The sequence below is a fragment of the Marinobacter bohaiensis genome (assembly GCF_003258515.1).
GTDB lineage: Bacteria > Pseudomonadota > Gammaproteobacteria > Pseudomonadales > Oleiphilaceae > Marinobacter_A > Marinobacter_A bohaiensis.
Genome location: NZ_QGEH01000002.1, coordinates 262,963 through 284,132, shown reverse-complemented (window position 1 = coordinate 284,132; position 21,170 = coordinate 262,963). Strand labels below are relative to the sequence as shown.

Below are 21,170 nucleotides of genomic sequence, written 5' to 3'. Positions count from 1 at the left end.
CATGAGGATGTGCCTCAAGTTTGTTGACCGCCACCCGGAAGGCCTTGCCTTCGCGGAGACTACTCCCCTGGAGATGCGCGCATTCTAGATGAGCCGCTGAAGCAAGGCAACTGCGGCGGCCACGGGCGATTGCGCTGCCAAATGATATCAATTTGCATTTGCGTTGTGTTTTGCGGCTGGGTAAACTCCTGATTATCCTGATCGCACTCCGGCCGAAGCCGGTAGCGGCTCCACCCGCAAGGGGTTCACGGTTCATGTCACTGGCGCACCGCACGACACCACTGGATCATTTCTACGCCCTCACGGCCCGCGTCTATCCGGCCCTGGCCGGGGGTACGGTGATATCCGACGAGCAGTGCATCTGTGCCGAGCAGGACAACAGCGCCGTCATCCAGCGCCTGTACGACACCCTGCAGAACGCTCACCCGGAAGCCGGCATGCCCTATTGGTCGGTCCGGACCTGGAGTCTTCTGGTCTGGCAGCCGGTGTTCCTGACGGTGCTCGGGGTGCACGGTGCCGGTGTGGTGCCGCCCCTGCTGCAGATGCGCCAGAAGCTGGGCCACGGTTTCGTGGCCGGCTATGACCTGCCCGAGGACGCCTGGTACGCCGGCGCCGAGGATCACCTGGTCGAGGTTGGCGCCCGCACCCTGCGTGAGCTGTGCGACACCCTGCTGGCGGAGTTGCGCGAGATCACCCTGCTCAAGCCGCTGAGCGCCATGCGCCTGGTGGCCGACAGCGTGCTCGCCGCGATCAGCCGCCTGCATGAGATCCGTCCCGATATTGACCAGCAGCGGCAACTGAAACTGGCCTGGACCTGGCTGCGCGCAATGGGTCTGGAAGGCCAGAGTGCCCTGATGCCGCTGCCGTTACCGGACGGTCGCACGCCGCTGGCGCTGGACCGCAAGGGCTGCTGCATGCATTACCGCCGGCACGATGGCGATTTGTGCGCCACCTGCCCCAAGCAGAAGGACGACGTCCGTTTCGCCCGCATGAAAGAAGAGCTGAGCCACAATGCTTGAACTAGCCGGGATCCGGGTTAACCGCGATGGTCGCGACATCCTGTCCCTGCCGGAGCTGTCCGTTTCCGGTCACGAATTCACCGTCATCCTCGGCCACAACGGTTCCGGTAAATCCACGCTGATGAACCTGCTGGCCCGGCAGCTGACCCCGGACGCCGGTCATATCCACCTCAATGGCCAGCCCATGGATCAGTTCTCCCAGCGCGCCCTGGCCCGGGAGATTGCCTTCCTGCCCCAGCGTCTGCCGGAAGTGGCGGGATTGAACGTGCGCGAGCTGGTGGCTCTGGGACGCTTTCCCTGGCGTGGCCTGTTCGGGCGCTGGCGTGCGGAAGATGCCCGCGCTATCGACGACGCCATGACCCAGACCGACGTCACCCGTTACGCCGACCAGCTCACTGACCAGCTGTCCGGCGGCGAACGCCAGCGGGCCTGGATCGCCATGCTGCTGGCCCAGCAATCGCCGCTGCTGCTGCTGGACGAACCCACCTCGGCGCTGGACCTCTCGCACCAGTACGAATCCATGGGGCTGCTGCGCCAGCTCAACCAGGACACCGGCCGCGGCGTGGTGGCGATCCTGCACGACGTCAACCTGGCCGCCCGCTACGCCGATCGCATCCTGGCCCTCAAAGGCGGCGAGCTGGTGTTCGACGGCACGCCGGACGAGATGCTGACCCGCGACCGGCTCAGCCATCTTTACGGCATCGACATCCAACTGATCCCGCAGCCGGGCAAGTCCCGCCCGGTTGCGGTTGTCGCCTGATTTCCGGAGTCATTGAATGATCTTGCGAGGCGCCTATCGCCACCTGGTCCCCTGGTTTTCCCTGTGCTGTCTGCTGCTCTCGGGTGCTGCCCGGGCCGAAGTGACCGTTACCGACGCCCATGGCGAACACACCTTCGAGCAGATTCCCGAGCGCGTCGTGACCATCAGCTGGGCGATGACCGAAAACGTCATCGAGCTGGGTGTGACGCCGGTCGGTGTGGCGGACATCGAGGGCTACAACGAATGGGTGGTGCGACCGGCGGTGCCCGATGGCGTGGACGACATCGGCAAGCGCGGTGAGCCCAGCATCGAGGAGCTGGCGGCGCTCAAGCCCGACGTGATTATTATCTCCAACGGCCAGGAAGGCCTGATCGACAAGCTGGAGCAGGTGGCGCCGGTGCTCTATTTCAACGCCTTCGGCGCCGAGCAGGACAACGCCAGGGCGGCGCGCCGGATCTTCCGGGAAACCGCCAAACTGTTCGGTCAGGAGGAACGGGCCCAGCGCAAGCTGGACGCCATGGACGCCCGCTTTGATGAACTCCGCCAGCAACTGCACGATCATTTCGGCGAGGCACTGCCGCCGGTGACCGGGGTGCGCTTCAACAACCAGTCGGTGGTCTTCATCTACGGCGCCAACGCGCTGTCCCAGTACGCGTTGAACCACCTGGGCATCGAGCCGGCCATGGACATCCCGCCCAGTCAGTGGGGCATCGCCCAGAAGAAGCTGACCAGCCTGAGCCAGATGTCGAAGGATTCGGTCCTGCTCTATTTCAAGCCGGCGCCGGGGGTTGAGCGTCTGTTCGAGTCGCCCCTGTGGCAGGCGATGCCGGTGGCGCGGGCCGGGCACGTCGCCGGGGTTGAATCCACCTGGTCCTACGGTGGCGCCATGTCGATACGCTATCTGGCCGAGGCGATGACGGATGCGCTGCTGACGATCGAACCCTGATGACCAGCGCCGGAACCCTCGCCCGTCCCGGGCTGGTGCTGGGCCAGTCAATGGCCTTGCGTTATGCCCTCGCCCTCGCCGCCCTCGTGGCGGCGTTGCTGTTTCACCTGTCCCTGAATTCGCCCTTGTCCCTGGCGGACCAGTGGGGCCTGCTTTGGGGGCGCCCCCCCGAATCCTTCGAGGATTTCCAGTTCGTCTACGCCGCCCTGCCACGGGTGATCCTGGCGGTGCTGGTGGGGGCCGTGATGGCCCTGGTTGGCAGCCTGCTGCAGCAGGTGACGCAGAACCCGCTGCTCTCGCCGATGACCCTGGGGGCGGCGTCCGGCGCCTGGCTGGCGCTGGTGTGCCTGAGCGTCTGGGCGCCGGCCCTGACCAGCGACTGGGGCGCCTGGTTTGCCCTGGGTGGCTCCATCGTCTCGGTGGTGCTGGTGCTGCTGATCGCCGGGCGCGGTGGTCTCAGTGGCCTGCCCGTGATCCTGGCCGGCATGGCTACGCACATCCTGATGGGGGCCATCGCCACCGCCATTATTCTGCTCAACCAGTACGCCACCAACAATCTGTTCATCTGGGGCGCCGGCGACCTCACCCAGACCGACTGGCAATGGGTGACCTGGCTGCTGCCCAAGCTGAGCGTGGCGGTGATCGTACTGCTGCTGGCACCGCGACCGCTGACCCTGCTGCGCCTGGGCGACGCCGGCGCCGGCGCGCGCGGGCTGAGCACCGGGCCGGTGCTGGTGGTGCTGTTGCTGCTGTCCCTGTGGCTGGTGGCCAGCGCCATCACCGCGGTGGGCGTGATCAGCTTCATCGGCCTGATCACGCCCAACATCGCCCGTAACCTGGGCGCCCGCCGGGCCGGTGATGAACTGGTCTTCAGCCTGCTGCTCGGGGCCGTCTTCCTGTTGCTGACCGACTGCATCGCCGTGGCTGCCAGCGGCTGGTTCCCGGATATGGTGCCCAGCGGCACGGCGGCGGCCCTGATTGGCGCGCCGGCACTGATCTGGTTCGCCCGCAAGCGGCTGTCGGCGCGCGACCAGACTGCGCTGGAGTTGCCCGAGGGTGTGCCCCGGGTGAGTCGGCGCACCTGGTTGCTGGCGCCGGTGGTGTTGCTGGCGCTGGTGCTCCTGAGTCTGTGCTTCAAGCCGGACGCCTTCTCCTTCCTGCATCCGCTGCAAAGCCTGCGCTGGCCGTCGGACCTGGTGCTGTCCCTGCGCTGGCCGCGCATCGTGACGGCGGCCTGTGCCGGCGTGGGCATGGCGTTGGCGGGGCTGATCCTGCAGCGGCTGATCCGCAACCCGCTGGCCAGCCCGGACATCCTCGGCATGTCGGCCGGCGCGACGCTGGCGTTGGTGCTGTTCACGGTGTTCGTGGGCGGCTCCATCCATGAGGCCGGCCCCTTCGTGGCATTCGCCGGCAGCGCCGGTGTGCTGGCCCTATTGCTGGTGTTGGGGCGGCGTACCCAGTATTCGCCGGGCATCATGATCCTGGTGGGAATTTCCCTGGCGGCGATGATCGAAGCGATGGTGCAGTTTGTCCTGGCCAAAGCCACCGAAGACGCTTACACCATCATCGGTTGGCTGTCCGGCTCCACCTATCGGGTGTCGGACGCCAAGGCCCTTTGGCTGGCGGGCGGCACGGTCATCCTGTTCGGCCTGGCGCTGGCCACCTCGCGCTGGCTGACGCTGATCTCCGCCGGCGACGCCATCGCCGAGGCCCGCGGCCTGAACACCAGCCGCGCGCGCCTGCTGTTGCTGGTCCTGGTCTGTGCCTGCTGCGCGCTGGTGACGGCCATCATGGGGCCGATTGCGTTCGTCGGCCTGCTGGCACCCCACGTGGCCACCCTGATGGGCGCGCGCAAGGTCTGGCCGCAGCTGTGGCTGGCGCCGTTGGTGGGCATGGTGCTGATGCTGTTCTCCGACTGGCTGGGCTGGTCGCTGCTGTATCCCAAACAGATGCCGGCCGGCACCATCGCGGCGATCCTCGGCGGTAGCTACTTCATCTTCCTGCTGGCGCGGCGGCGGTTGCGGTAAGGGCCTCCGGCAGGACTCCGGCGACATGGCGGTGAAGCTGGTCGTCAGGGGAGTCGGTGTAGCGGACGCGTCAGCTTCCGAGCCGTCCGCAGGACGGCCTGAGCCTCTTTCTAATCGCACCCCGAAACGGATGCTTTTCCAGTCCCGCGATCCACGAAAAAGGGCGCACCGGAGAAACCGGCACGCCCTCGTTCGTTCTCGCTTTACTTGACCGTCAGTCCTGGGACGCCGTCGCCTTCTCCGGCCGCTTGGCATAGGCCGCGATCGGGTTCTTCAGGGTGCCGGCGAACTGCAGGTTGGCGGCCGGGTCCGTCAGGTTGATCATCTGCTGGTTGTTGGCCAGCTGCAGGCGGTTGAGACACGACAGGGTGAACTCCGGCGCGAACAGGTCATGCTGGGCGAATTTCTCCGCCATGTGCGGATGCGCCGCCTGATAGTCGTGCACGCACTCGGCCACCAGCTCCCAGAAGCGGGCTTCGCCGATGTCCCCCTGTTCCTCCAGGATGCCGCCGATAAAGCGGAAGATGCAGTCGAACACGTCGGTGAAGATCGACAGGATCTTCAGGTGCTCGGGCACCGACACCGCCAGACGCTGGACCTTGTCGGCCAGCACCACCTCCTCGTTCATGATTGCCACTTCCTCGGCGATGTCTTTCATGATCATGCGCACCGGCACCTGGTCGTCCAGTACCAGGATCAGGTTCTCGCCGTGGGGCATGAACACCAGGTCGTGGGCGTAGAAGCAGTGCAGCAGCGGGCTCAGGTAGGCTTTCAGGTAGCGCCGCAGCCAGTCTTCCGGCGCCAGGCCAGAGGCGCGCATCAGCGCGGGCAGCACCGCCTGGCCGTCGGCGTCCAGGTGCAGCAGCGAGGCCATGGTCATCAGGCGCTGGCCCGGCTTGAGGGTGGGAATCGGGCTTTCCCGCCACAGGGCCGACAGCATCTTGCGGTAGGGGCTGTGCTTGTCGAGGGTGGTTTCGAAGTCCGGGTGCATGTAGCCCACACCCGCCACTTCCCGCAGGATGCTGAAGCCGGTGCCGGACAGGTACGGGTCCTGGCTGATCAGGTTGTGGATAAAGTCGTTGATCGCCGGCGTGGTGCTCATGTAGTAGGGCGACAGGCCACGCATGAAGCCCATGTTGAGGATCGACAGCGCCGTTTTCACGTAGCGCTTTTCCGGCTGATCCTGGTTGAAGAAGGTGCGGATCGACTGCTGCGCCCGGTACTGGTCCTCGCCGTAGCCCAGACATACCAGGGTGCCTTCGGCGAGGGACTTGGCGAACAGGTAGGCCAGTTTGTTGTACCACTGCCACGGGTGCACCGGGATCAGGTGGAAAGCCGCCGGGTCGTGGCCGTCCTTGCGCAACTGGTCCTCGAAGCGGCGCAGCTGGCCCTCGCCCAGTTCGTCCTCCAGCAGGCTGCGGTAGTCCAGGGTGTCGGTGCTGGCGAACACGGTATCGTCCCGGTGCGCGGCCAGCCACAGCAGCTGCACCGGCTGCCCGGCCTCCGGTGCGTACGCCGGGTAGTCCAGGGTGTCGAAGCCGATGCGGCCGTTGTTGGCGATGAAGCAGGGGTGGCCTTCGGTCATGCCCGCTTCCACGGTCTGGAAGTCGGCACGGGTCAGTTCCTCGGCGCTGGGGCCGCGGCGGTGCAGCTTGAAGGCGCTGCCGTACAGGGTGCTGGCGATTTCCTCCAGATAGGTGGGCAGCATGGCTTCGCCGATGCCCAACTGCTGCTGGAATTCCAGGATGAAACGGCTGGCGTCGATCGGCTGCGACTGGTCGCCGTCCCATTTCTCAATGCTGTCGGCGTCCACCAGCCAGTGGTCGAGGGTGATGCAGCGGGCACTGAAGCGGTACTCCAGCTTGCCGTCGTCCGCGAACAGCCGGTAGCGGTCCGTTTCCCCCTCGATGGGGTCCGGCGCCAGCACCCGCTCGTGGGACAGTTCGCTGATCGCCTTGCGCACCAACAGCCGGTTGACGTGACGCCACAGATCTTTCGACAGATGATCGCTCACCTCGCGCGGATCGGTGCGGCGCCGGGGCTCCGGGGCGCGGTGGCTGTTCGGGTTCGCGGCCTCGAACTGGGCGCGGGTGCAGAAGGCCAGCTCGGCGGTTTTCTCGGACAGCTCGATGGTGCGCTCGTAGACGAAGCCGGCACTGCGGTTGAGCCGATGGATGGCGTCGTTGCGGGTGTCCGGTTCCACCACGATGCGCCGGGCGCCCAGGTGGTTGAACATAAAGGTCATGATGCTGCGGAACACCGCCCGGGTAAAGCCCTTGAGCGGTGTGCTGCCGGGTGCCACGAGGATGTGCATGCCCAGGTCGCCCGGCTGCACGGCGTAGTGTTCGCCCACCGGGTCCCGGGCTGGATCGTAGCACTCCATCAGGAACGCGGGGTGGCCGTGATGGTAGCCGATGAAGGCATCGCCCTTGCCGGAATCCGGCAGGTCCCGATAGAACTCGGCCAGCGCGGCTTCGTCCATGGCCTGCATGCCCCAGTAGCGGGCGCGGTCTTCCCGGAGCCAGCTGCGCACCAGGGGGATGTCGTCGGGGACGTGCAGTGGCCGGATCTCGAAGGCACCCAGAACCGGGTCAAGATGGGTAAACGGCTGCTTTGCCGGTGATTCGTTCATGCTTCGCTCCTTGATAGGCGGGAACGTTGGGGAGAGGCAACACGCGACGGGCGTTGCGGGCGAAATAACAGGGTGTAGAAGAGCACGGCGCTGACCACCAGACCGACGGCGGCCAGGTAGAAGGGCGTGTCCAGCGAGGTGCCGGCCACCACGGCGCCGGCGGCCCAGGAGGCCACCAGCACGCCCAGGTTCTGGCTGAAACTGACCTTGCTGAAGTCGGTGGCGTAGTGGGCCGGCTGGCTCAGGGCGAACAGCAACTGGTCCAGCCGCACGGTGGCGCGGAACAGCCCCCAGCCGAACAGGACGCGACCCGCCAGCACCGCCAGCGTGGACGGCACCGCCTGCAGCAACAGGCCGGCGACCACGAACAGCATGGCCGGCAGGATCCGCCAGTGGGCCTGGGAATCGGCGGGACGGCGGTAGCTCAGCCAGAGGGCGAGCAGGGCGACGGCGCCGGGGATAGCGAACACAACGCCCGAGAGAAACGCATCGTGCAGGCCGGACAGGTCTTCCCAGTAGCGTACGAAAAAGGGCCGGATCAGGAAGGCGCTGAAGTAGAACACCGCCATCACGCTGCACAGGCGCAGCACCAGCCCGAGATGGGCCGGCGTGTCCGGGGTGGGGGGCTCGTCGTTCCCGGTCTCCGGCGTTGGGGCCTGGCGCCTTTTCAGCAGCACGCAGATACCGGTCTGCAGGAAATCGCCCACCGCCATCAGCAGGAATACCTGGCGCGGCTCGAACCATTGCAGCACGGCTCCGCCCAGCAGGGCGCCGCCGATACCGCCGAAGTGGACAATCACCGACAGCAGGCCGATGGTGCGACCGTGGCTGTCGGCCTGCTCCAGCCGCATGATCTGCGGGTAGATCAGCAGGTAGCTGGCCTTGAACAACAGCATCGCCAGCGAGACGACCCAGAACTGGGTCACGGTGGCGGTCCAGTAACACAGGACGCTCAGACCACCGGCCACCAGCTGCGTGTTGATCAGCAGTGGCAGCAGGGCGGCGCGCCGCGCGACCCGTGCCCACACCGGAAACGCCAGCATCACCGTCAGGCAGCAGGCGGCGATGTACAGGCCCACGGTGTGGGCGCTGGTCACGCCGAAGGCGCTCTCGAAGAAATGCGGGTAAAACGGGATCAGCATCGAATCGCTGACCACCGCAATGGCGGTCAGGCCGATGAGCCAGTACTTCATGGAAACCGACATGTCAGACCGTCGCATCCTGTGGCAGGGGGGTGTCTGCCATATCCGGCACGCCGAACTGCTGGAAGGCGATGCGTTCCTCGACCGGGTACGGCTCGCCACCGGTCAGCGCCCGCAGGATGCAGCTGTTGCGGTAGCAGGCCATGCCCAGGTCAGGGGTGACGAAGCCGTGGGTGTGCAGCTCCGCGTTCTGCACGAAGATGCGGCTGGCGCTGTGGTCGATGCTGTAGTTGCGGTGCACGTCGAAGCGGCCCTGGTCGTCCCAGCGGATGTGGCCGGCGATGCCGTCGAGGAAGGCCGGCGGCTGGTACTGATAGCCGGTGGCCAGGATCAGCGCGTCGGTGCGGTGGGCGAAGCGACGCTCCTGTTCCACCTGTTCGAAGGTCAGGTCGAACTGCTGTTGCGGTTCCAGGTAGCGGGCGTCGCGCAGGGCGGCGTTGGTGTGCAGGCCCACGGGCACCTCGCCGGCCAGCCGCTTGGTGTAAAGCAGGTCGTGAATGGCGTCGATCAGGTCCGTGTTGATGCCCTTGTACAGGTGCTTCTGGTGATTCACCAGGTGCTCGCGCTTGTCCCGGGGCAGGTCGTAGAAATAGTCCACGTACTCCGGCGACGTCATCTCCAGGGTCAGCTTGCTGTATTCCAGCGGGAAGAAACGCGGTGAACGGGTCAGCCAGTTGAGGGTGTAGTGGCGGCTGTCGATGTCCTGCAGCAGGTCGTGGAAGATTTCCGCCGCGCTCTGGCCGCTGCCCAACACGGTGATGGCGCGTTTGCCCTGAACCTCGTCCTTGCGGTTGAGGTAGTCCGAAGCGTGCAGCACCGGCCCTTCCAGGTTTTCGCAGCAGGGCGGTACGAACGGCCGTGGCCCGGTGCCCAGCACCAGCTTGTGGGCGTAGTAGTCCCGCGCCTGGCCGGTGCGGGTGCACAGGGTCAACAGGCGGTAGCAGTCGCGCCCGGCGTCGTAGTCGATCTGCTCGACGAAGGTGTTGAAACGCACATTGCCCAGGCGCTGGCTGGCCCACTGGCAGTACTGGTTGTATTCGCGCCGCTGGAGAAAGAAATTCTCGCGGATGTAGAAACTGTAGATCCGCCCCTGTTGCTTGATGTAGTTGAGGAAACTGTAGGGGCTGGTGGGGTCGGCCAGCGTGACCAGGTCCGACATGAACGGCGTCTGCAGGTGCACGCCTTCCATCATCAGGCCGGGGTGCCAGTCAAAGCCCGGGTTCTCGTCCAGGAACACGCCGTCCAGTCCGTCCAGCGGCTCGGCCAGGCAGGCCAGGCTCAGGTTGAAGGGCCCCAGGCCAATGCCGATGAAGTCGTGAATCCGTTCAGCCATGGGCCACCTCCTGGTCGGTCATGAACGCGGTGGTGGAGTCCGCCGCCGCTTCGCTACGGTCGGCGAAAAAGTCCTCGCCGTGCTGTTTGATCAGGCGCAGTACCGCCTGGATGTCCTGGATGCGCGTGGCCGGGTTGAGCAGGGTGAACTTGAGGTACTGGCGCCCGCCCACTTTGGTGGCGGCGACCATGGCCTCGCCGGAACGCATGATGGCTTTGCGGATGGCCACGTTGGCGGCGTCCAGCTCGGCGTCGGGCGTCTCCGGCCCGGGGCGAAAGCGGAATACCAGGGTGCTGATCTCCGGCTGGTGCAACACCTCGATGCGCTCGTCCGACAGCAGCAACAGATAGGTCTTGCGGGCCAGGGCCATGACCTGCTCGAAGGCGTCGCCCAGGGCGTCCGGCCCCATGGTTCGCAGGGTCAGCCAGAGCTTGAGGGCGTCGAAGCGGCGGGTGGTCTGCAGGCTCTTGTCCACCAGGTTGGGCGTGCCTTCCTGGCGCTGGCTCAGGGGGTTGAGGTAGTCGGCGTGCCAGGTGACGCAGCCCATCCGCGCCCGGTCACGCACCAGCAGGGCGCTGCAGCTGACCGGCTGGAAGAAGGATTTGTGGTAGTCGACGGTCACCGAGTCGGCCTGTTCGATGCCGCCCAGGCGCTGGCGGTGGTGACGCGACAGCAGCAGGCCGCAGCCGTAGGCGGCGTCCACGTGGAACCAGGCGCCGCTGTTGCGGGTGATCTCCGCCAGGCGCGGCAGCGGATCGATGCTGCCGAAATCCGTGGTGCCGGCGGTGGCCACCACCGCCAGAGGCAGCTTGCCGTCGCGGGCGCAGGTATCCAGGGCGGCGTGCAGGGCGTGCGGGTCCATGCGGAAGTGATCGTCGCAGGCCACGGGGACCACCGCGTCGTAGCCCAGGCCCAGCAGGGCCGCCGCTTTCTGGATGCTGAAGTGGCTGACTTCGGAGCAGAAGATGCGGAAGCGGGCGGCTTCCGGTGGCAGGCCGCGTTCGCGCACGCTGTGGCCCCAGAGGCGTTCGCAGGCGTTGTCCCGCGCCACCAGCATGGCCATCAGGTTGGACTGGGTGCCGCCGCTGGTGAACACGCCGTCGGCCTGGTCGCCGAGCCCGATCCGGCCGGTGGTCCAGTCGATCAGACTCTGCTCGATCAGGGTGGCTCCGGCGCTCTGGTCCCAGGTGTCCACCGATGTATTGACGCTGCTGAGGATCAGCTCCGCCAGGATGGCCGGCACCACGATCGGACAGTTCAGGTGCGCCACATAGCGCGGGTGGTGGAAGTAGACGGCGTCCTGCAGGTACAGTGATTCCAGCTCGCCCAGCACGTCGTTTAGCTGCTCCAGCGGCTGATCCAGGTCCAGGCCGCGGAAACGCTCGGCCAGTTCCCCCGGCAGGATGCCGGTGAAGGGGCGTTCGGTCAGCGCCAGCCGACGCTGGATTAACTGGATGCCCTGTTCCAGGGCTGTGCGGTAATGCTCCGGTTGATCGGCGTTGAACAGGTACTGCAGGGGATCGGGGCGGTGGAAAGCGGTCTCGGACTGAGCCGCTTGCAGAGGCGTTGAATGATCCATCATGGCTGGCCTTATCGGTTGTTGGACGAACGGGCGGCGGGGTCCCGGCATCCTTAACCGGAATCATCCGCATATTTTAATGCGAATCATTCTCGATAAAGTGGCAAGCCGTCGTCAACCTTGAATCGGTTTCAGGTTGATTAATTCTTCGTTAACTGGATGGAAGCGAGGTTTGTGTCTGGCTCAGCCGCGGATGCGTCGGACCGGCCACAGGGCCAGCAGGACGAACCCGGTAACCAGCCACCAGGCGTTGTGGAAGGCGTCGATGGAGGTCAGTCCCATTCCTTGCTGGCCGTACTCGATGGTCAGCGCCACGGCGTTGACCCCGAACGCGCCGCCGAGCTGGCGGGAGAAATTGATGATGCTGGAGCCGTAGCCCAGTTCGGTCGGGTCCAGCGGATTGAGGGCACCGGTGGACAGGGCGGGCATGATCAGCCCCAGCCCGATGCGCCCGATGACGGCCCAGGCGGCCAGCCAGAAAAAACCGAGTGCCAGATCGGAAAGCGCGAAAAGGGCGGTTGATGCCGCGAACGTGACGATACCTGTCACGATCATCGGTCTGGGTGGTTTGCGGTCGGCCAGGCGGCCGGCCAGTGGGAAGGTGACGCCCAGGGCAATGCCGGCGGGCAGCATCAGCAGGCCGGCTTCGGTGGCGGAAAATTGCAGCGCCGATTGCACGAACAGCGGGATCAGGTAGGTCGAACCGAACAGCGCCAGACCCAGGGCGATGGCCACCAGGCTGGCGTCGCGGAAGGCCGGCCGCCGCAACAGGGTCAGGTTCAGCAGCGGGTGCGGCGTGTGCCGTTCCCGCAGGATGAACAGGATCAGGCTGACCAGCGCCACGCTGGCGCCGATGCTAATGCGGGTTCCGGCGCCCTCGGCGTGCTGCAGGGCGTTGAGGGTGTCCAGGCCGCTGACGATGAACAGCGCCAGCCAGATCAGCCCCGGAAAATCGAAGCGGTACGGCTCGGGCCGGGACACCGGCCAGGGCAGGTAGCGGTACACCATGAACACCCCCAGCAGCGTGACCGGTGCCGGGGCGAACATCACATAGCGCCAGTCGAGCTGGTCGACGATGAACCCGCCCACCACCGGCCCCAGGGCGGGTGCCAGGATCACGCCCATGCCGTAGATACCCATGGCCTGGCCGCGTTTTTCCTTGGGAAAGGCCCGGAACACCAGGTACATGGCCATCGGCTGCATCAGCCCCGCCACGGCACCCATGCCGATGCGGGACAGGATCAGCCATTCCGGCGATGTGGCGAAGCCACCCGCGAAGGCCAGCAGGGTGAACGCCAACATGGCGCTGCCCAGGGCCCGACGCAGGCCGAAGTGATCCAGGATCCAGCCGGTGGTGAGCATGGTGGTGGTCATGGCGGCGATGAAGCCGGTTACCAGCCAGTGCGCCACGCCCTGGCCCACCTGGAAGTGCGCCATGATTTCCGGCAGCGCGACGTTGACGATGGTCGCGCTGAGCACCGTCGCCATGGTTCCCAGCATCACGGTGGCGACGGCCAGCCAACGCCAGCGCGTTCCGTGACGGTCGAGCAGGGCTTCGAGGCTGAAGTCCTTCAGGGGAACCTCCGATCGGATACCGGGAGCGGGTGTACAGTCGGCGTCGTCAGTGTTTCTGCAGACGCTCGGCGTTGGCCATAATGCGGTCGAAGATGCGGATGGTGTGTTCCAGGTCTTCGTCGGTGAGACCTTCCAGCATGTCCTCGCGCAGCTGCTCGGCGCGGTTGTTGAGGTCTTCCATGAAGTCTTCACCGGCCGGGGTCAGATGCAGGCGGCGGGCGCGGCGGTCTTTCTGGCAGGGACGACGCTCGATCAGGCCCTGGCTTTCCAGGCTGTCCAGCAGACGCACCAGCGTGGGATTCTCGATCGCCATCAGGTTGGCCAGCTCGCGCTGGGTGAGCCCTTCGCCACCTTTCTGCAGGTAGACCATGGTGGTCCAGCGCGCCTGGGTGACGCCCAGGTCTTTCAGTCGTTCGTCCATCAGCTTGCGCCAGCGACGGGTGACACGGGCAAAAGCGAAGGGAAATTGGTCTCTCATAGGAAGTCTCCGACCGTTGGAAAAGTAAGCCATCCGGCACCGGTCAGTACGGAAATGGCGGGTTACTCATATAGTTTGCTAAATATTGTAATGAAAACAGATATGAGAACAAAATTAGTATGCGGGAAAACCGAAAACCAGTTTGCCTGGGCGATGTCCGGTGCTTCCGGACAAGACCCGCATCGGCGGCGGTGAGCAACGGGACACGAGTGCATGCAACGACACGTGACGGCATTTTACCGTGATGATGAGGGGGATTGGGTGGCGCGACTTGACTGCGGCCATGGGCAGCACATGCGCCACCGGCCGCCGTTTATCAATCGCCCCTGGGTGACCAGCGAAGCGGGCCGCCGCGCACACCTGGGCGACCGGCTGGATTGCCTGAAATGCGACCGCGCTGAGCCGGTGCCTGAGTGACCGGGCGACGGCTCAGCGCGGCTCGGTCGCTTCCTCCTCGATAGGCACCGCCGGCCGGCTTTCCGGCGCCGCCGGCTCCGGCATCAGGGGCTCTTCGGTGGCGTGGAACTCCTCGTTGCGCGGGTCCATCTCGGCCAGTACCGGCATGGCTTCGGGCATGGTGGTGACGAAGGTCTCCTGCTCGGCCACCGGGATGTCTTCAGTGGTCCAGATGTAGTAGCCCACGATCAGTGCCAGCAACGCCAGGAAACCGGCGCAGCCCAGGAACAGCCCGCCCGGTCCGGCCAGGCCGATCAGCTCCGAGATCAGCAGCGGGCCCATGACACTCCCCAGACCGTAGCTCAGCAGTAGCGTGGCGCTGGCGGCCACAATGCGGTGTTCGTCCATGCGGTCGTTGGTAATGGCCACGGCAATCGGATAGAGCGCCGCCGACAGCCCGGTGAACAGGCCCACGGCGCCGATCAGCAGGATCGGGTGATGGATGCCGGTGAAGGCGGCCACACAGGCCGCCACGCCGGCAACGAGTGCCAGCGTGAACATCACCCGGCGCCGGTCGAAGCGATCGCAGATCATACCCATGGGCCAGGCCAGGATCATGGCGGCAATGATGGCCGTGGCCATGAACGCCGAGGTTCGCGCCAGATCCAGTCCGATCAGCGTGGCGTAGACCGGCCCCAGGGCGTAGAAAGAGCCGATCAGCAGGCCGCAGGTGAGTGAGCCGGCGACCCCGGTGGTGGACTCGCGCAGCAGTTGGAAGATTGAGATCCGCTCCGCGGCAACCACCACCGGCGCGTCCATGCGTGTCAGCGACAGCGGTATCAGCGCCAGGGTCAGCAGGATCGCCGACAGGGTGTAGAGCGGGAAATCCGCCGGATCCCCCAGGTTCACCAGCAGCTGGCCGCTGGCCACGGAGATGAAGAACACAATCTGGTACACCGCGAACAGGGCGCCGCGGTTGCTGCTGGTGGCGCGGCTGCTGAACCAGCTCTCGATCACCACCAGCAGGCCCGCCATGGCGAAACCGGACAGCACCCGCAACCCCGCCCATAGGGCCATCGACAGGGCCAGCGGATACAGCAGCGCGGCCACCGCCGTGATGGCGGCGAACACCGCGAAAGCACGGATGTGGCCGACCCGCCCGATCACCCGGTGCACCGACAGGGTGCCCAGTACAAACCCCACCGAATAGCAGGCCAGCACTCGGCCGATGGTGCCCGGGTCGACCGCTTCCAGGCCCAGGCGGATGCCCAGCAGCGTCATCAGGAAGGCGTTGCCGGCGACCAGCAGCAGGGTACTCAGGATCAGGGTAAACAGCGATGCAACCATGCGGGTCATGAGGGTTCCTCATTCCTTGAGAGGGTGGCGCAACCCTCTTGCTCGTGACAGTGGTACAGGCTGGATCGTAACGGTGGTACAGGATCCTGTGTCCCACAATAGCAGCGTCTGTAGCGGCTGCGTACTGGTAACAATACAAGCCGCATCGCGCCCATCATGGCGCGGATGTTACCTGACTGTAAGTGGTGGATTTCGCAGGAAAGCGACACACTGGAAGGGTATTGTTTGACGATATTTTACATTAATGTGCCGTAACACGCGGCGTGTCGGGAAGCTGATAGCATATCGACTCCGGTTACGGATTGATCGGAATTCAATCAGTTTGAGAAAGAGCGCCACATGATGAAGAAAACGGATTGGCCCATTCGCTGGGATCTCCTCCTACGTTATCGCCTGATTGAAATCATCGCGTTGTGGGAAGGCCGACTGACGACCAACCACATCTGCCATGCCTTTGGCATCGGCCGTCAGCAGGCCTCCAAGGACATCAACACCTACCTGCGTGAAGTCGCGCCGGGCAACCTCGAGTACGATCGCCACCTCAAGGGCTATGTGCCCGCGGACCAGTTTCGCCCGACGGTGACCCAGGGGCGCTCCGACGAATACCTGGAAGTGCTGGGCCGCGATCACGCCCTGAGCGAGACCTTCGAGTCGCTCGACCTGGGGCTGCCCAACACCGAGATCCTGCACGTGCCACGTCGTCTGGCCGAGCCGGAAGTGGTGCGGCCGATCGTGCTGGCCACGCGCCAGGGACGCCGTCTGGAGGCGGAGTATTTCTCGCTTACCAAGCCGGAAGGCGAGAAGCGCATCCTCGAGCCTCACACCCTGATCTACAGCGGTCAGCGCTGGCATGTGCGCGCCTGGTGCGATGCCAATGGGGAATACCGGGATTTCATGCTCAGCCGTTTCCGCGGCACGCCCCAGGTGCTGCCCGAGCGCAGCCGCCACAAGGCGCGCAACGACGAGGCCTGGAACACCCGCGTGAACATCGTGCTGCGCCCGGACCAGCGGCTTACGCCCGAGCAGCAGGCGATCATCGCCAACGACTACGCCATGGTGGATGGCGAGCTGAGCATCGACACCCGCGCGGCGCTGGTGTGCTACATGCTGGCCCTCGCCGGCCTGAGTGGTGACACGCCACACAGCGACCCGCTGATCCAGCAGCTTGAGCTGGCCAACCGCGACGCCCTGGGCGCCTGGCTCTGAGCCTCCGCCTGCGGCCGGTCCCGGGCCGCCCTACCGTTCTCCCGCATGGGAGGCCTGCCACTCCCGGATCTCACGCGCCCACTTTTCCGCCCGGTCACGCCGGTTGAGTGTGGCCAGGCCGATCGCCTGGTGATCCGGATCGTCCAGCTCGATCTGCACCTTGTGCTGTTGCCGGCCGGCATCCCGTTCCTGGCTGATGATGTCGATGCGCCGGATCTGGTGGGCCCGGAACACCCGGTAATGGCCGGGCCAGACCACCGCGAAGCGGTCGGTCCCCTGTTCGGTCACCACCGCCAGATTCGAACGCCAGCTTTGCGCCGGCTGAAAACCCTCGCGCCGGAGTTGAGCCATGGAGCGGTTGCGGCGCCGCGCCTGGACGACCATCAGCGTGCCGATGGCGGCGAAAGCGATCACGATCCATCCGACGGTCATGCTCATCCATCTCTCCGTTGTGGCAATAGGCCCATTGCCCCCTCTCCGCGTTGCACGACGTGGCCGAGTCGGGGAAACTCCAGCTCGTGAAACCCTATGAAAAATAACGCACTCGCCGCGTTTCCAGCGGGTTTCGCGAGCTGGATTTTTCCCACTATACAGCGGACCAAGGACACAGAGGACCCATGACCCGGAATGCCTGTCGCCTGTTTGCCCTCATGGCCGGCCTTCTGCCGGCGATTGCCAGCGCCCAGTGCGGCACCGGCTTTACCCCGATTTCGAGCATTCAGGGAAGCGACGACGAATCGCCCCTGGCCGGTCGCACCGTGACGGTCGAGGGCATTATCACGCTCGACGGGCGTGGCGAGGATGGCCTGGGCGGCTTCTACCTCGAGTCCGCCGCCGCCGACCGCGATCATGACGCGCGCACCTCTGAGGGCCTGTACATCTACACCCGCTCCCGGGCCGGTGCCGTGGGCGAACGGGTCCGTGTCCGCGGGCGCATCAAGGAGTATTACGGTCTCACCGAAATGGCGGCCAACGGGGACCTGGACGTGTGTGGCCGTGGCGAACTGCCGGCGGCGATTTCCCTGGCGTTCCCGCTGCCGGCGTCGCTTGAGTCCCGCGAGTCGATGCGGGTGCGTTTCGACAATCCGCTGGTGGTGATCGACAACCACGACCTGGCGCGCTACGGCATCGTCTCCCTGGCGCCGCAGGACGCGTTCTTCCCGGACCCCGGCGCCCGCTCCGAACGCAACACACTGCTGCTGGATGATCGGCGCCTGGCCCAGAATCCCGCCATCCTGCCGTTGCCGGTTCCCGGCCTGAGTGCCGGGCGTTCGCTGCGGGCCGGCAGTCGCCTGGCGCCGGTGCAGGGCATCCTCGATTTCCGCTACGACCAGTGGCGGATCCAGCCGGATCGCTGGCCGGCGGTGGTGGGCGGCTACGAGCGACCGCCAGCCCCGCCAGCGCCGGCGGATGGCGCGATCCGGGTGGCCAGCTTCAACGTGCTGAATTTCTTCAACGGCGACGGCCGCGGTGGCGGCTTTCCCACCGCTCGTGGCGCCGACACCCTGGACGAGATGGAGCGCCAGCGGGCCAAACTGGTCAGCGCCATCCTCGGGCTGCACGCGGACGTCGTGGGCCTGATGGAGATCGAGAACGACGGCCACGGACGCGACAGCGCCCTGGCGGACCTGACTCGCGCCCTGGGCGACGGTTGGGACTACGTGCGAGCGCCCGACGCCGGTGGCGACGCCATTCGCGTGGCCCTGGTCTTTCGCGCCGACCGGGTCGAGCCGGCAGGATCGCCCGCCAGCCTGACCGACGGGGTGTTCGGGCGCTACAGCCGCGCGCCGTTGCTCCAGGACTTTCGGCGAATCGGGCAGGGCCGCATCCGGGTGGTCGTGAACCATTTCAAGTCACGCTCCTGCCGCAACGCCAGCGGAGCGAACCAGGCGCAGGGAAGCGAAGGCTGTTACGCGCCGGTTCGCGAGGCCTCGGCCACGACCCTGCTCGACTGGCTGGCGCGGCGGCCTCAGCCGTCGTCCCTGGCGGGCACGCTGGTGTTGGGGGACTTGAACACCTACGCCGGTGAAAGGCCCTTGCAACGGCTGGCCTCAGGCGGTTTGCAGCGCCCCGCGCCCCTGGCCGGCGATCAACGCTACAGCTATCGCTATTTCGGAGCCCGGGGCCTGCTGGATTACATCCTGGCGGACGCGTCGGCCCGGGATCGGGTCAGCGGTGGCGGCATCTGGCACATTAACGCCGACGAGCCACCGGCGCTCGACTACAACCTGGAATACCATCCGCCCGGTCGCGCCGAACGGCTCTACAGCGAGGGCCCCTGGCGGGCGTCCGACCACGACCCCGTGTACCTCGACCTGACGCTGTGACGACCACTTGCCCGGTTGCCCGTCGATGCATGACCGGGCAGCCATTGGGTCGTCACGTTTTGCGGTTAGACTCTGAGTCACGAAGTCACCGACAGGATGCCTGCCATGCCCGCCGACGTTTCCGGATTGTCCGCATTGCCCTACCGCCTGCCCAACCCCTGGCCGCTGGCGCGCACCGGCCACCGCTGGCTGCAGCGTGCCCGGCGCCGCTCGACGACGGTGGACGGGCACCGCGTGGTCTGGCTGGAACGCGGCCGACGCCGTCCGGACCGGCCGTCCATCGTGCTGTTGCACGGCCTGGCGGCGATGAAGGAGAACTGGAGCGCCTGGTTGCCGATGTTCCCGGGCGACAGCCACGTGCTGGCGCTGGACATTCCGGGTTTCGGTGAGAGTGAGTACAAAGTGGGCGCCGCGTACGGCTATCGGGAACAGGCTCGCCGCCTGCGGCAATGGCTGGGCGCTGCCGGCCTGGGGCAGGTTCACCTGGTGGGCAGCTCCATGGGGGCGGCCATCGCCACCGTGATGGCGGAGCAGGCTGGTGAGCGCGTCGCCAGCCTGACCGTCATGAACAGCGCCGGGATTCCCCACCGCGCCGACGTGGACCTGACGCGCCCGCCCACGTTCGATTCAACCCTGCTGCTGCCGGAGGACTGGTCCGGCCTCTACCGGATGTTCAACGGCGTCAGCCACGGCGCGCCCAGCGTGGCTGGGGTGGCCATGCTCGGCCTGCTTGGTGTGGACCTGCTGCGCCGCAGCGGCCAGAACCGTCACGTGTTCGCCGACATGGTGGACGATCCCTTTGCACCGGTCACCGGCCTGGGGCCGCAGACGCCGCCGCTGCTGGTGATCTGGGGTGACCGCGACCGCATCACCCTGCCGGGCTGCGTCGACTGGTATCGCGATCGTGTGCCCCACGCCGAAGTGCACGTGCTGCCGGGCGTCGGCCACCTGCCGATGCTGGAACGGCCGCGCCGATCCTACCGCATCCTGGCGGATTTCCTGGCCCGGCAAGCCGATTGAGGCGTCGCGTTTCACAGCGATTGGCCTCTTCATCCCGTTGACGCGTCATTGAAGTCATGGGTTGGCGGCCAAACAGGCGTCATACTCGATTGCACTATTACAATAATGCAACTTGTCGAGGAATCGCTTCATGCCCGCCGTCGCTTCCCAGGTTCAGGATCCAGGACTGCCCGCCATCTACCTGCACACCATCGCCGAGCTGTTGCGCCGGCGGGGTGTCGACGATCGGGCCCTGCTGGCCCAGGTGGGGCTGGACCCGGCATGCCTGGCCAGCGACGACGTGCGCGTGTCCCTGTCCCAGGCCAGTGAATTCGTGACCCGGGCGATCGTGGAGAGCGGCGAGCCGGGGCTGGGGGTGATGCTGGCGGCGGAACTGCGGCTGCCACTGCACGGCCCGCTGGGTGTGGCGGCGATGAACAGCCGCACCCTGGGGGAGGCCATGGACCTGATGGTGCGTTTCCTGTCCCTGCGTGCGCCGCATCTGCGCATCTTCTGTCGCAGCGATGGCGGCACCACCACGTTGCGGGTGGTGGGCGGCATCGATCTGGGGCCGCTGCAGAACTTCATCATGGACGCCATGGTGTTCGGCTGCGTGATGATGGGGCTGCAGCTGTTGGGCGATCCGATACGCGGTGCCTGCGTGCACCGGCGCGGCCGCGAGCCGGGCTACATGCAGCGCTTCCGGCGCCAGATCCCGTTGCCGGTGCATTACGACTGCGACGACGACGCCATCCTGATCCCGTCCGCGGCCCTGGACACGCCGATCCGCTTCAGCGACGAGCAGGTGGCCGAGGCCTCCCGCCGCCAGTGCGAACGGGCGCTGGAACAGCTCCGGGAGGACGTCGGTTTCGACGCCCGGGTCAGGCGGGTGATCGAGACCAGCCAGCCGTTTCCCCCCAAACTGGGCCGCGTGGCCGGCACGCTGTTCGTGTCCGAACGCACCCTCAAGCGTCGTTTGCAGGAAGAGTCGGTGAGCTTCCAGCAGTTGGTGGACCAGGTGCGCCTGGAGCGCGCCCGCGAGCTGTTGCAGAACACCCGCATGAGCCTGAGCCAGATTGCCGATGCCCTGGGCTACGCCGACGCCGCCAACTTCACCCGCGCCTTCAAACGCTGGACCGGCATGAGCCCCAGCGCCTACCGCAGCGGCCGTGCGGCGCTCAAGGTGGTTTCCGCGCCCGGGTGAGCGGTCACGCCTTGCCGGCCGATTACCTTTCCGTCAGGACCGTGGTCCGGCGCCGGTGGCTCTGGCATTATCCAGAGCCATTGATCACGGACCGGCGTCGACGCCGGCCCCATGGAACGTCGTAACCAAGG

Annotated in this window: 17 protein-coding genes; 9 read left to right on the top strand and 8 right to left on the bottom strand. The window is 66.2% G+C overall.

Translation table 11 applies throughout. The features are described 5' to 3' along the window. Positions 1–254 precede the first annotated feature (254 nt). Genes DKK67_RS13990 through fhuB form a run of 4 tightly spaced genes read left to right on the top strand, consistent with a single transcriptional unit; the run spans position 255 to position 4,752 of the window. Positions 255–1,019, top strand: coding sequence for a siderophore ferric iron reductase (locus tag DKK67_RS13990; protein WP_111497110.1), 765 nt, complete (start codon positions 255–257; stop codon positions 1,017–1,019). Further along, a complete protein-coding gene (locus DKK67_RS13985) occupies positions 1,012–1,779 on the top strand; it encodes an ABC transporter ATP-binding protein (protein ID WP_111497109.1) in 768 nt (255 codons plus the stop codon). The genes DKK67_RS13990 and DKK67_RS13985 overlap by 8 nt, the downstream gene beginning before the upstream one ends. Positions 1,780–1,795: 16 nt before the next feature. Further along, entirely contained in the window at positions 1,796–2,725 is a 930-nt protein-coding gene (locus DKK67_RS13980) for an ABC transporter substrate-binding protein (protein WP_111497108.1), read from the top strand. Then, the gene (fhuB, locus tag DKK67_RS13975; protein ID WP_204355829.1) at positions 2,725–4,752 is read left to right on the top strand and encodes a Fe(3+)-hydroxamate ABC transporter permease FhuB; all 2,028 of its coding nucleotides are present in this window, start codon (positions 2,725–2,727) and stop codon (positions 4,750–4,752) included. The genes DKK67_RS13980 and fhuB overlap by 1 nt, the downstream gene beginning before the upstream one ends. Positions 4,753–4,966: 214 nt before the next feature. Here the strand turns inward: fhuB and DKK67_RS13970 are convergent, their stop codons facing one another. The 6 genes from DKK67_RS13970 to slyA form a co-directional block, all read right to left on the bottom strand. After that, the gene (locus DKK67_RS13970) at positions 4,967–7,384 is read right to left on the bottom strand and encodes a GNAT family N-acetyltransferase (RefSeq protein ID WP_111497107.1); all 2,418 of its coding nucleotides are present in this window, start codon (positions 7,382–7,384) and stop codon (positions 4,967–4,969) included. Beyond that, entirely contained in the window at positions 7,381–8,589 is a 1,209-nt protein-coding gene (locus tag DKK67_RS13965; RefSeq protein WP_111497106.1) for an MFS transporter, read from the bottom strand. The genes DKK67_RS13970 and DKK67_RS13965 overlap by 4 nt, the downstream gene beginning before the upstream one ends. 1 nt (position 8,590) lies before the next feature. Beyond that, entirely contained in the window at positions 8,591–9,919 is a 1,329-nt protein-coding gene (locus tag DKK67_RS13960) for a lysine N(6)-hydroxylase/L-ornithine N(5)-oxygenase family protein (RefSeq protein WP_111497105.1), read from the bottom strand. After that, entirely contained in the window at positions 9,912–11,501 is a 1,590-nt protein-coding gene (locus DKK67_RS13955) for a pyridoxal phosphate-dependent decarboxylase family protein (protein WP_111497104.1), read from the bottom strand. Before DKK67_RS13955 ends, DKK67_RS13960 begins: the two co-directional genes overlap by 8 nt. Positions 11,502–11,681: 180 nt before the next feature. Beyond that, positions 11,682–13,073 carry a DHA2 family efflux MFS transporter permease subunit gene (locus tag DKK67_RS13950; protein ID WP_111497270.1) on the bottom strand — a complete coding sequence of 464 codons (1,392 nt, stop codon included), beginning with the start codon at positions 13,071–13,073 and terminating at the stop codon, positions 11,682–11,684. A 46-nt stretch (positions 13,074–13,119) separates the two neighbouring features. Then, entirely contained in the window at positions 13,120–13,551 is a 432-nt protein-coding gene (gene slyA, locus DKK67_RS13945) for a transcriptional regulator SlyA (RefSeq protein WP_111497103.1), read from the bottom strand. A gap of 213 nt (positions 13,552–13,764) precedes the next feature. Here slyA and DKK67_RS13940 point away from each other — a divergent pair, with 213 nt between their 5' ends. After that, positions 13,765–13,968 carry a DUF3565 domain-containing protein gene (locus tag DKK67_RS13940; protein ID WP_111497102.1) on the top strand — a complete coding sequence of 68 codons (204 nt, stop codon included), beginning with the start codon at positions 13,765–13,767 and terminating at the stop codon, positions 13,966–13,968. Between the two features lie 12 nt (positions 13,969–13,980). Here the strand turns inward: DKK67_RS13940 and DKK67_RS13935 are convergent, their stop codons facing one another. Next, on the bottom strand, positions 13,981–15,303 hold the full coding sequence (locus DKK67_RS13935; protein ID WP_111497101.1) for an MFS transporter: 1,323 nt from the start codon (positions 15,301–15,303) through the stop codon (positions 13,981–13,983). Between the two features lie 342 nt (positions 15,304–15,645). Between DKK67_RS13935 and DKK67_RS13930 the strand changes: the two genes are divergently transcribed. Continuing rightward, on the top strand, positions 15,646–16,509 hold the full coding sequence (locus DKK67_RS13930) for a helix-turn-helix transcriptional regulator (protein WP_111497269.1): 864 nt from the start codon (positions 15,646–15,648) through the stop codon (positions 16,507–16,509). A gap of 30 nt (positions 16,510–16,539) precedes the next feature. Here DKK67_RS13930 and DKK67_RS13925 read toward each other — a convergent pair whose 3' ends face one another. Next, complete coding sequence (locus tag DKK67_RS13925) at positions 16,540–16,947, bottom strand: hypothetical protein (RefSeq protein ID WP_111497100.1); 408 nt, start codon at positions 16,945–16,947, stop codon at positions 16,540–16,542. A 179-nt stretch (positions 16,948–17,126) separates the two neighbouring features. Between DKK67_RS13925 and DKK67_RS13920 the strand changes: the two genes are divergently transcribed. The 3 genes from DKK67_RS13920 (at position 17,127) to DKK67_RS13910 (ending at position 21,039) form a co-directional block, all read left to right on the top strand. Beyond that, positions 17,127–18,836: an ExeM/NucH family extracellular endonuclease gene (locus tag DKK67_RS13920; protein ID WP_111497099.1), complete on the top strand. Its 1,710-nt coding sequence runs from the start codon at positions 17,127–17,129 to the stop codon at positions 18,834–18,836. A 105-nt stretch (positions 18,837–18,941) separates the two neighbouring features. Next, complete coding sequence (locus DKK67_RS13915; protein ID WP_111497098.1) at positions 18,942–19,856, top strand: alpha/beta fold hydrolase; 915 nt, start codon at positions 18,942–18,944, stop codon at positions 19,854–19,856. A 130-nt stretch (positions 19,857–19,986) separates the two neighbouring features. Further along, the gene (locus DKK67_RS13910; protein WP_111497097.1) at positions 19,987–21,039 is read left to right on the top strand and encodes an AraC family transcriptional regulator; all 1,053 of its coding nucleotides are present in this window, start codon (positions 19,987–19,989) and stop codon (positions 21,037–21,039) included. The last annotated feature ends 131 nt before the right edge of the window (positions 21,040–21,170 follow it).

Bases quoted from the DNA above. Each gene is read 5' to 3' on its own strand.
- DKK67_RS13910 (WP_111497097.1), top strand. From the start codon at position 19,987: ATGCCCGCCGTCGCTTCCCAGGTTCAGGATCCAGGACTGCCCGCCATC.
- fhuB (WP_204355829.1), top strand. From the start codon at position 2,725: ATGACCAGCGCCGGAACCCTCGCCCGTCCCGGGCTGGTGCTGGGCCAG.
- DKK67_RS13920 (WP_111497099.1), top strand. From the start codon at position 17,127: ATGACCCGGAATGCCTGTCGCCTGTTTGCCCTCATGGCCGGCCTTCTG.
- DKK67_RS13955 (WP_111497104.1), bottom strand. From the start codon at position 11,501: ATGATGGATCATTCAACGCCTCTGCAAGCGGCTCAGTCCGAGACCGCT.
- DKK67_RS13990 (WP_111497110.1), top strand. From the start codon at position 255: ATGTCACTGGCGCACCGCACGACACCACTGGATCATTTCTACGCCCTC.
- DKK67_RS13930 (WP_111497269.1), top strand. From the start codon at position 15,646: ATGAAGAAAACGGATTGGCCCATTCGCTGGGATCTCCTCCTACGTTAT.
- DKK67_RS13970 (WP_111497107.1), bottom strand. From the start codon at position 7,384: ATGAACGAATCACCGGCAAAGCAGCCGTTTACCCATCTTGACCCGGTT.
- DKK67_RS13940 (WP_111497102.1), top strand. From the start codon at position 13,765: ATGCAACGACACGTGACGGCATTTTACCGTGATGATGAGGGGGATTGG.
- DKK67_RS13935 (WP_111497101.1), bottom strand. From the start codon at position 15,303: ATGACCCGCATGGTTGCATCGCTGTTTACCCTGATCCTGAGTACCCTG.
- DKK67_RS13965 (WP_111497106.1), bottom strand. From the start codon at position 8,589: ATGTCGGTTTCCATGAAGTACTGGCTCATCGGCCTGACCGCCATTGCG.
- DKK67_RS13985 (WP_111497109.1), top strand. From the start codon at position 1,012: ATGCTTGAACTAGCCGGGATCCGGGTTAACCGCGATGGTCGCGACATC.
- DKK67_RS13980 (WP_111497108.1), top strand. From the start codon at position 1,796: ATGATCTTGCGAGGCGCCTATCGCCACCTGGTCCCCTGGTTTTCCCTG.
- DKK67_RS13925 (WP_111497100.1), bottom strand. From the start codon at position 16,947: ATGAGCATGACCGTCGGATGGATCGTGATCGCTTTCGCCGCCATCGGC.
- DKK67_RS13915 (WP_111497098.1), top strand. From the start codon at position 18,942: ATGCCCGCCGACGTTTCCGGATTGTCCGCATTGCCCTACCGCCTGCCC.
- DKK67_RS13960 (WP_111497105.1), bottom strand. From the start codon at position 9,919: ATGGCTGAACGGATTCACGACTTCATCGGCATTGGCCTGGGGCCCTTC.
- slyA (WP_111497103.1), bottom strand. From the start codon at position 13,551: ATGAGAGACCAATTTCCCTTCGCTTTTGCCCGTGTCACCCGTCGCTGG.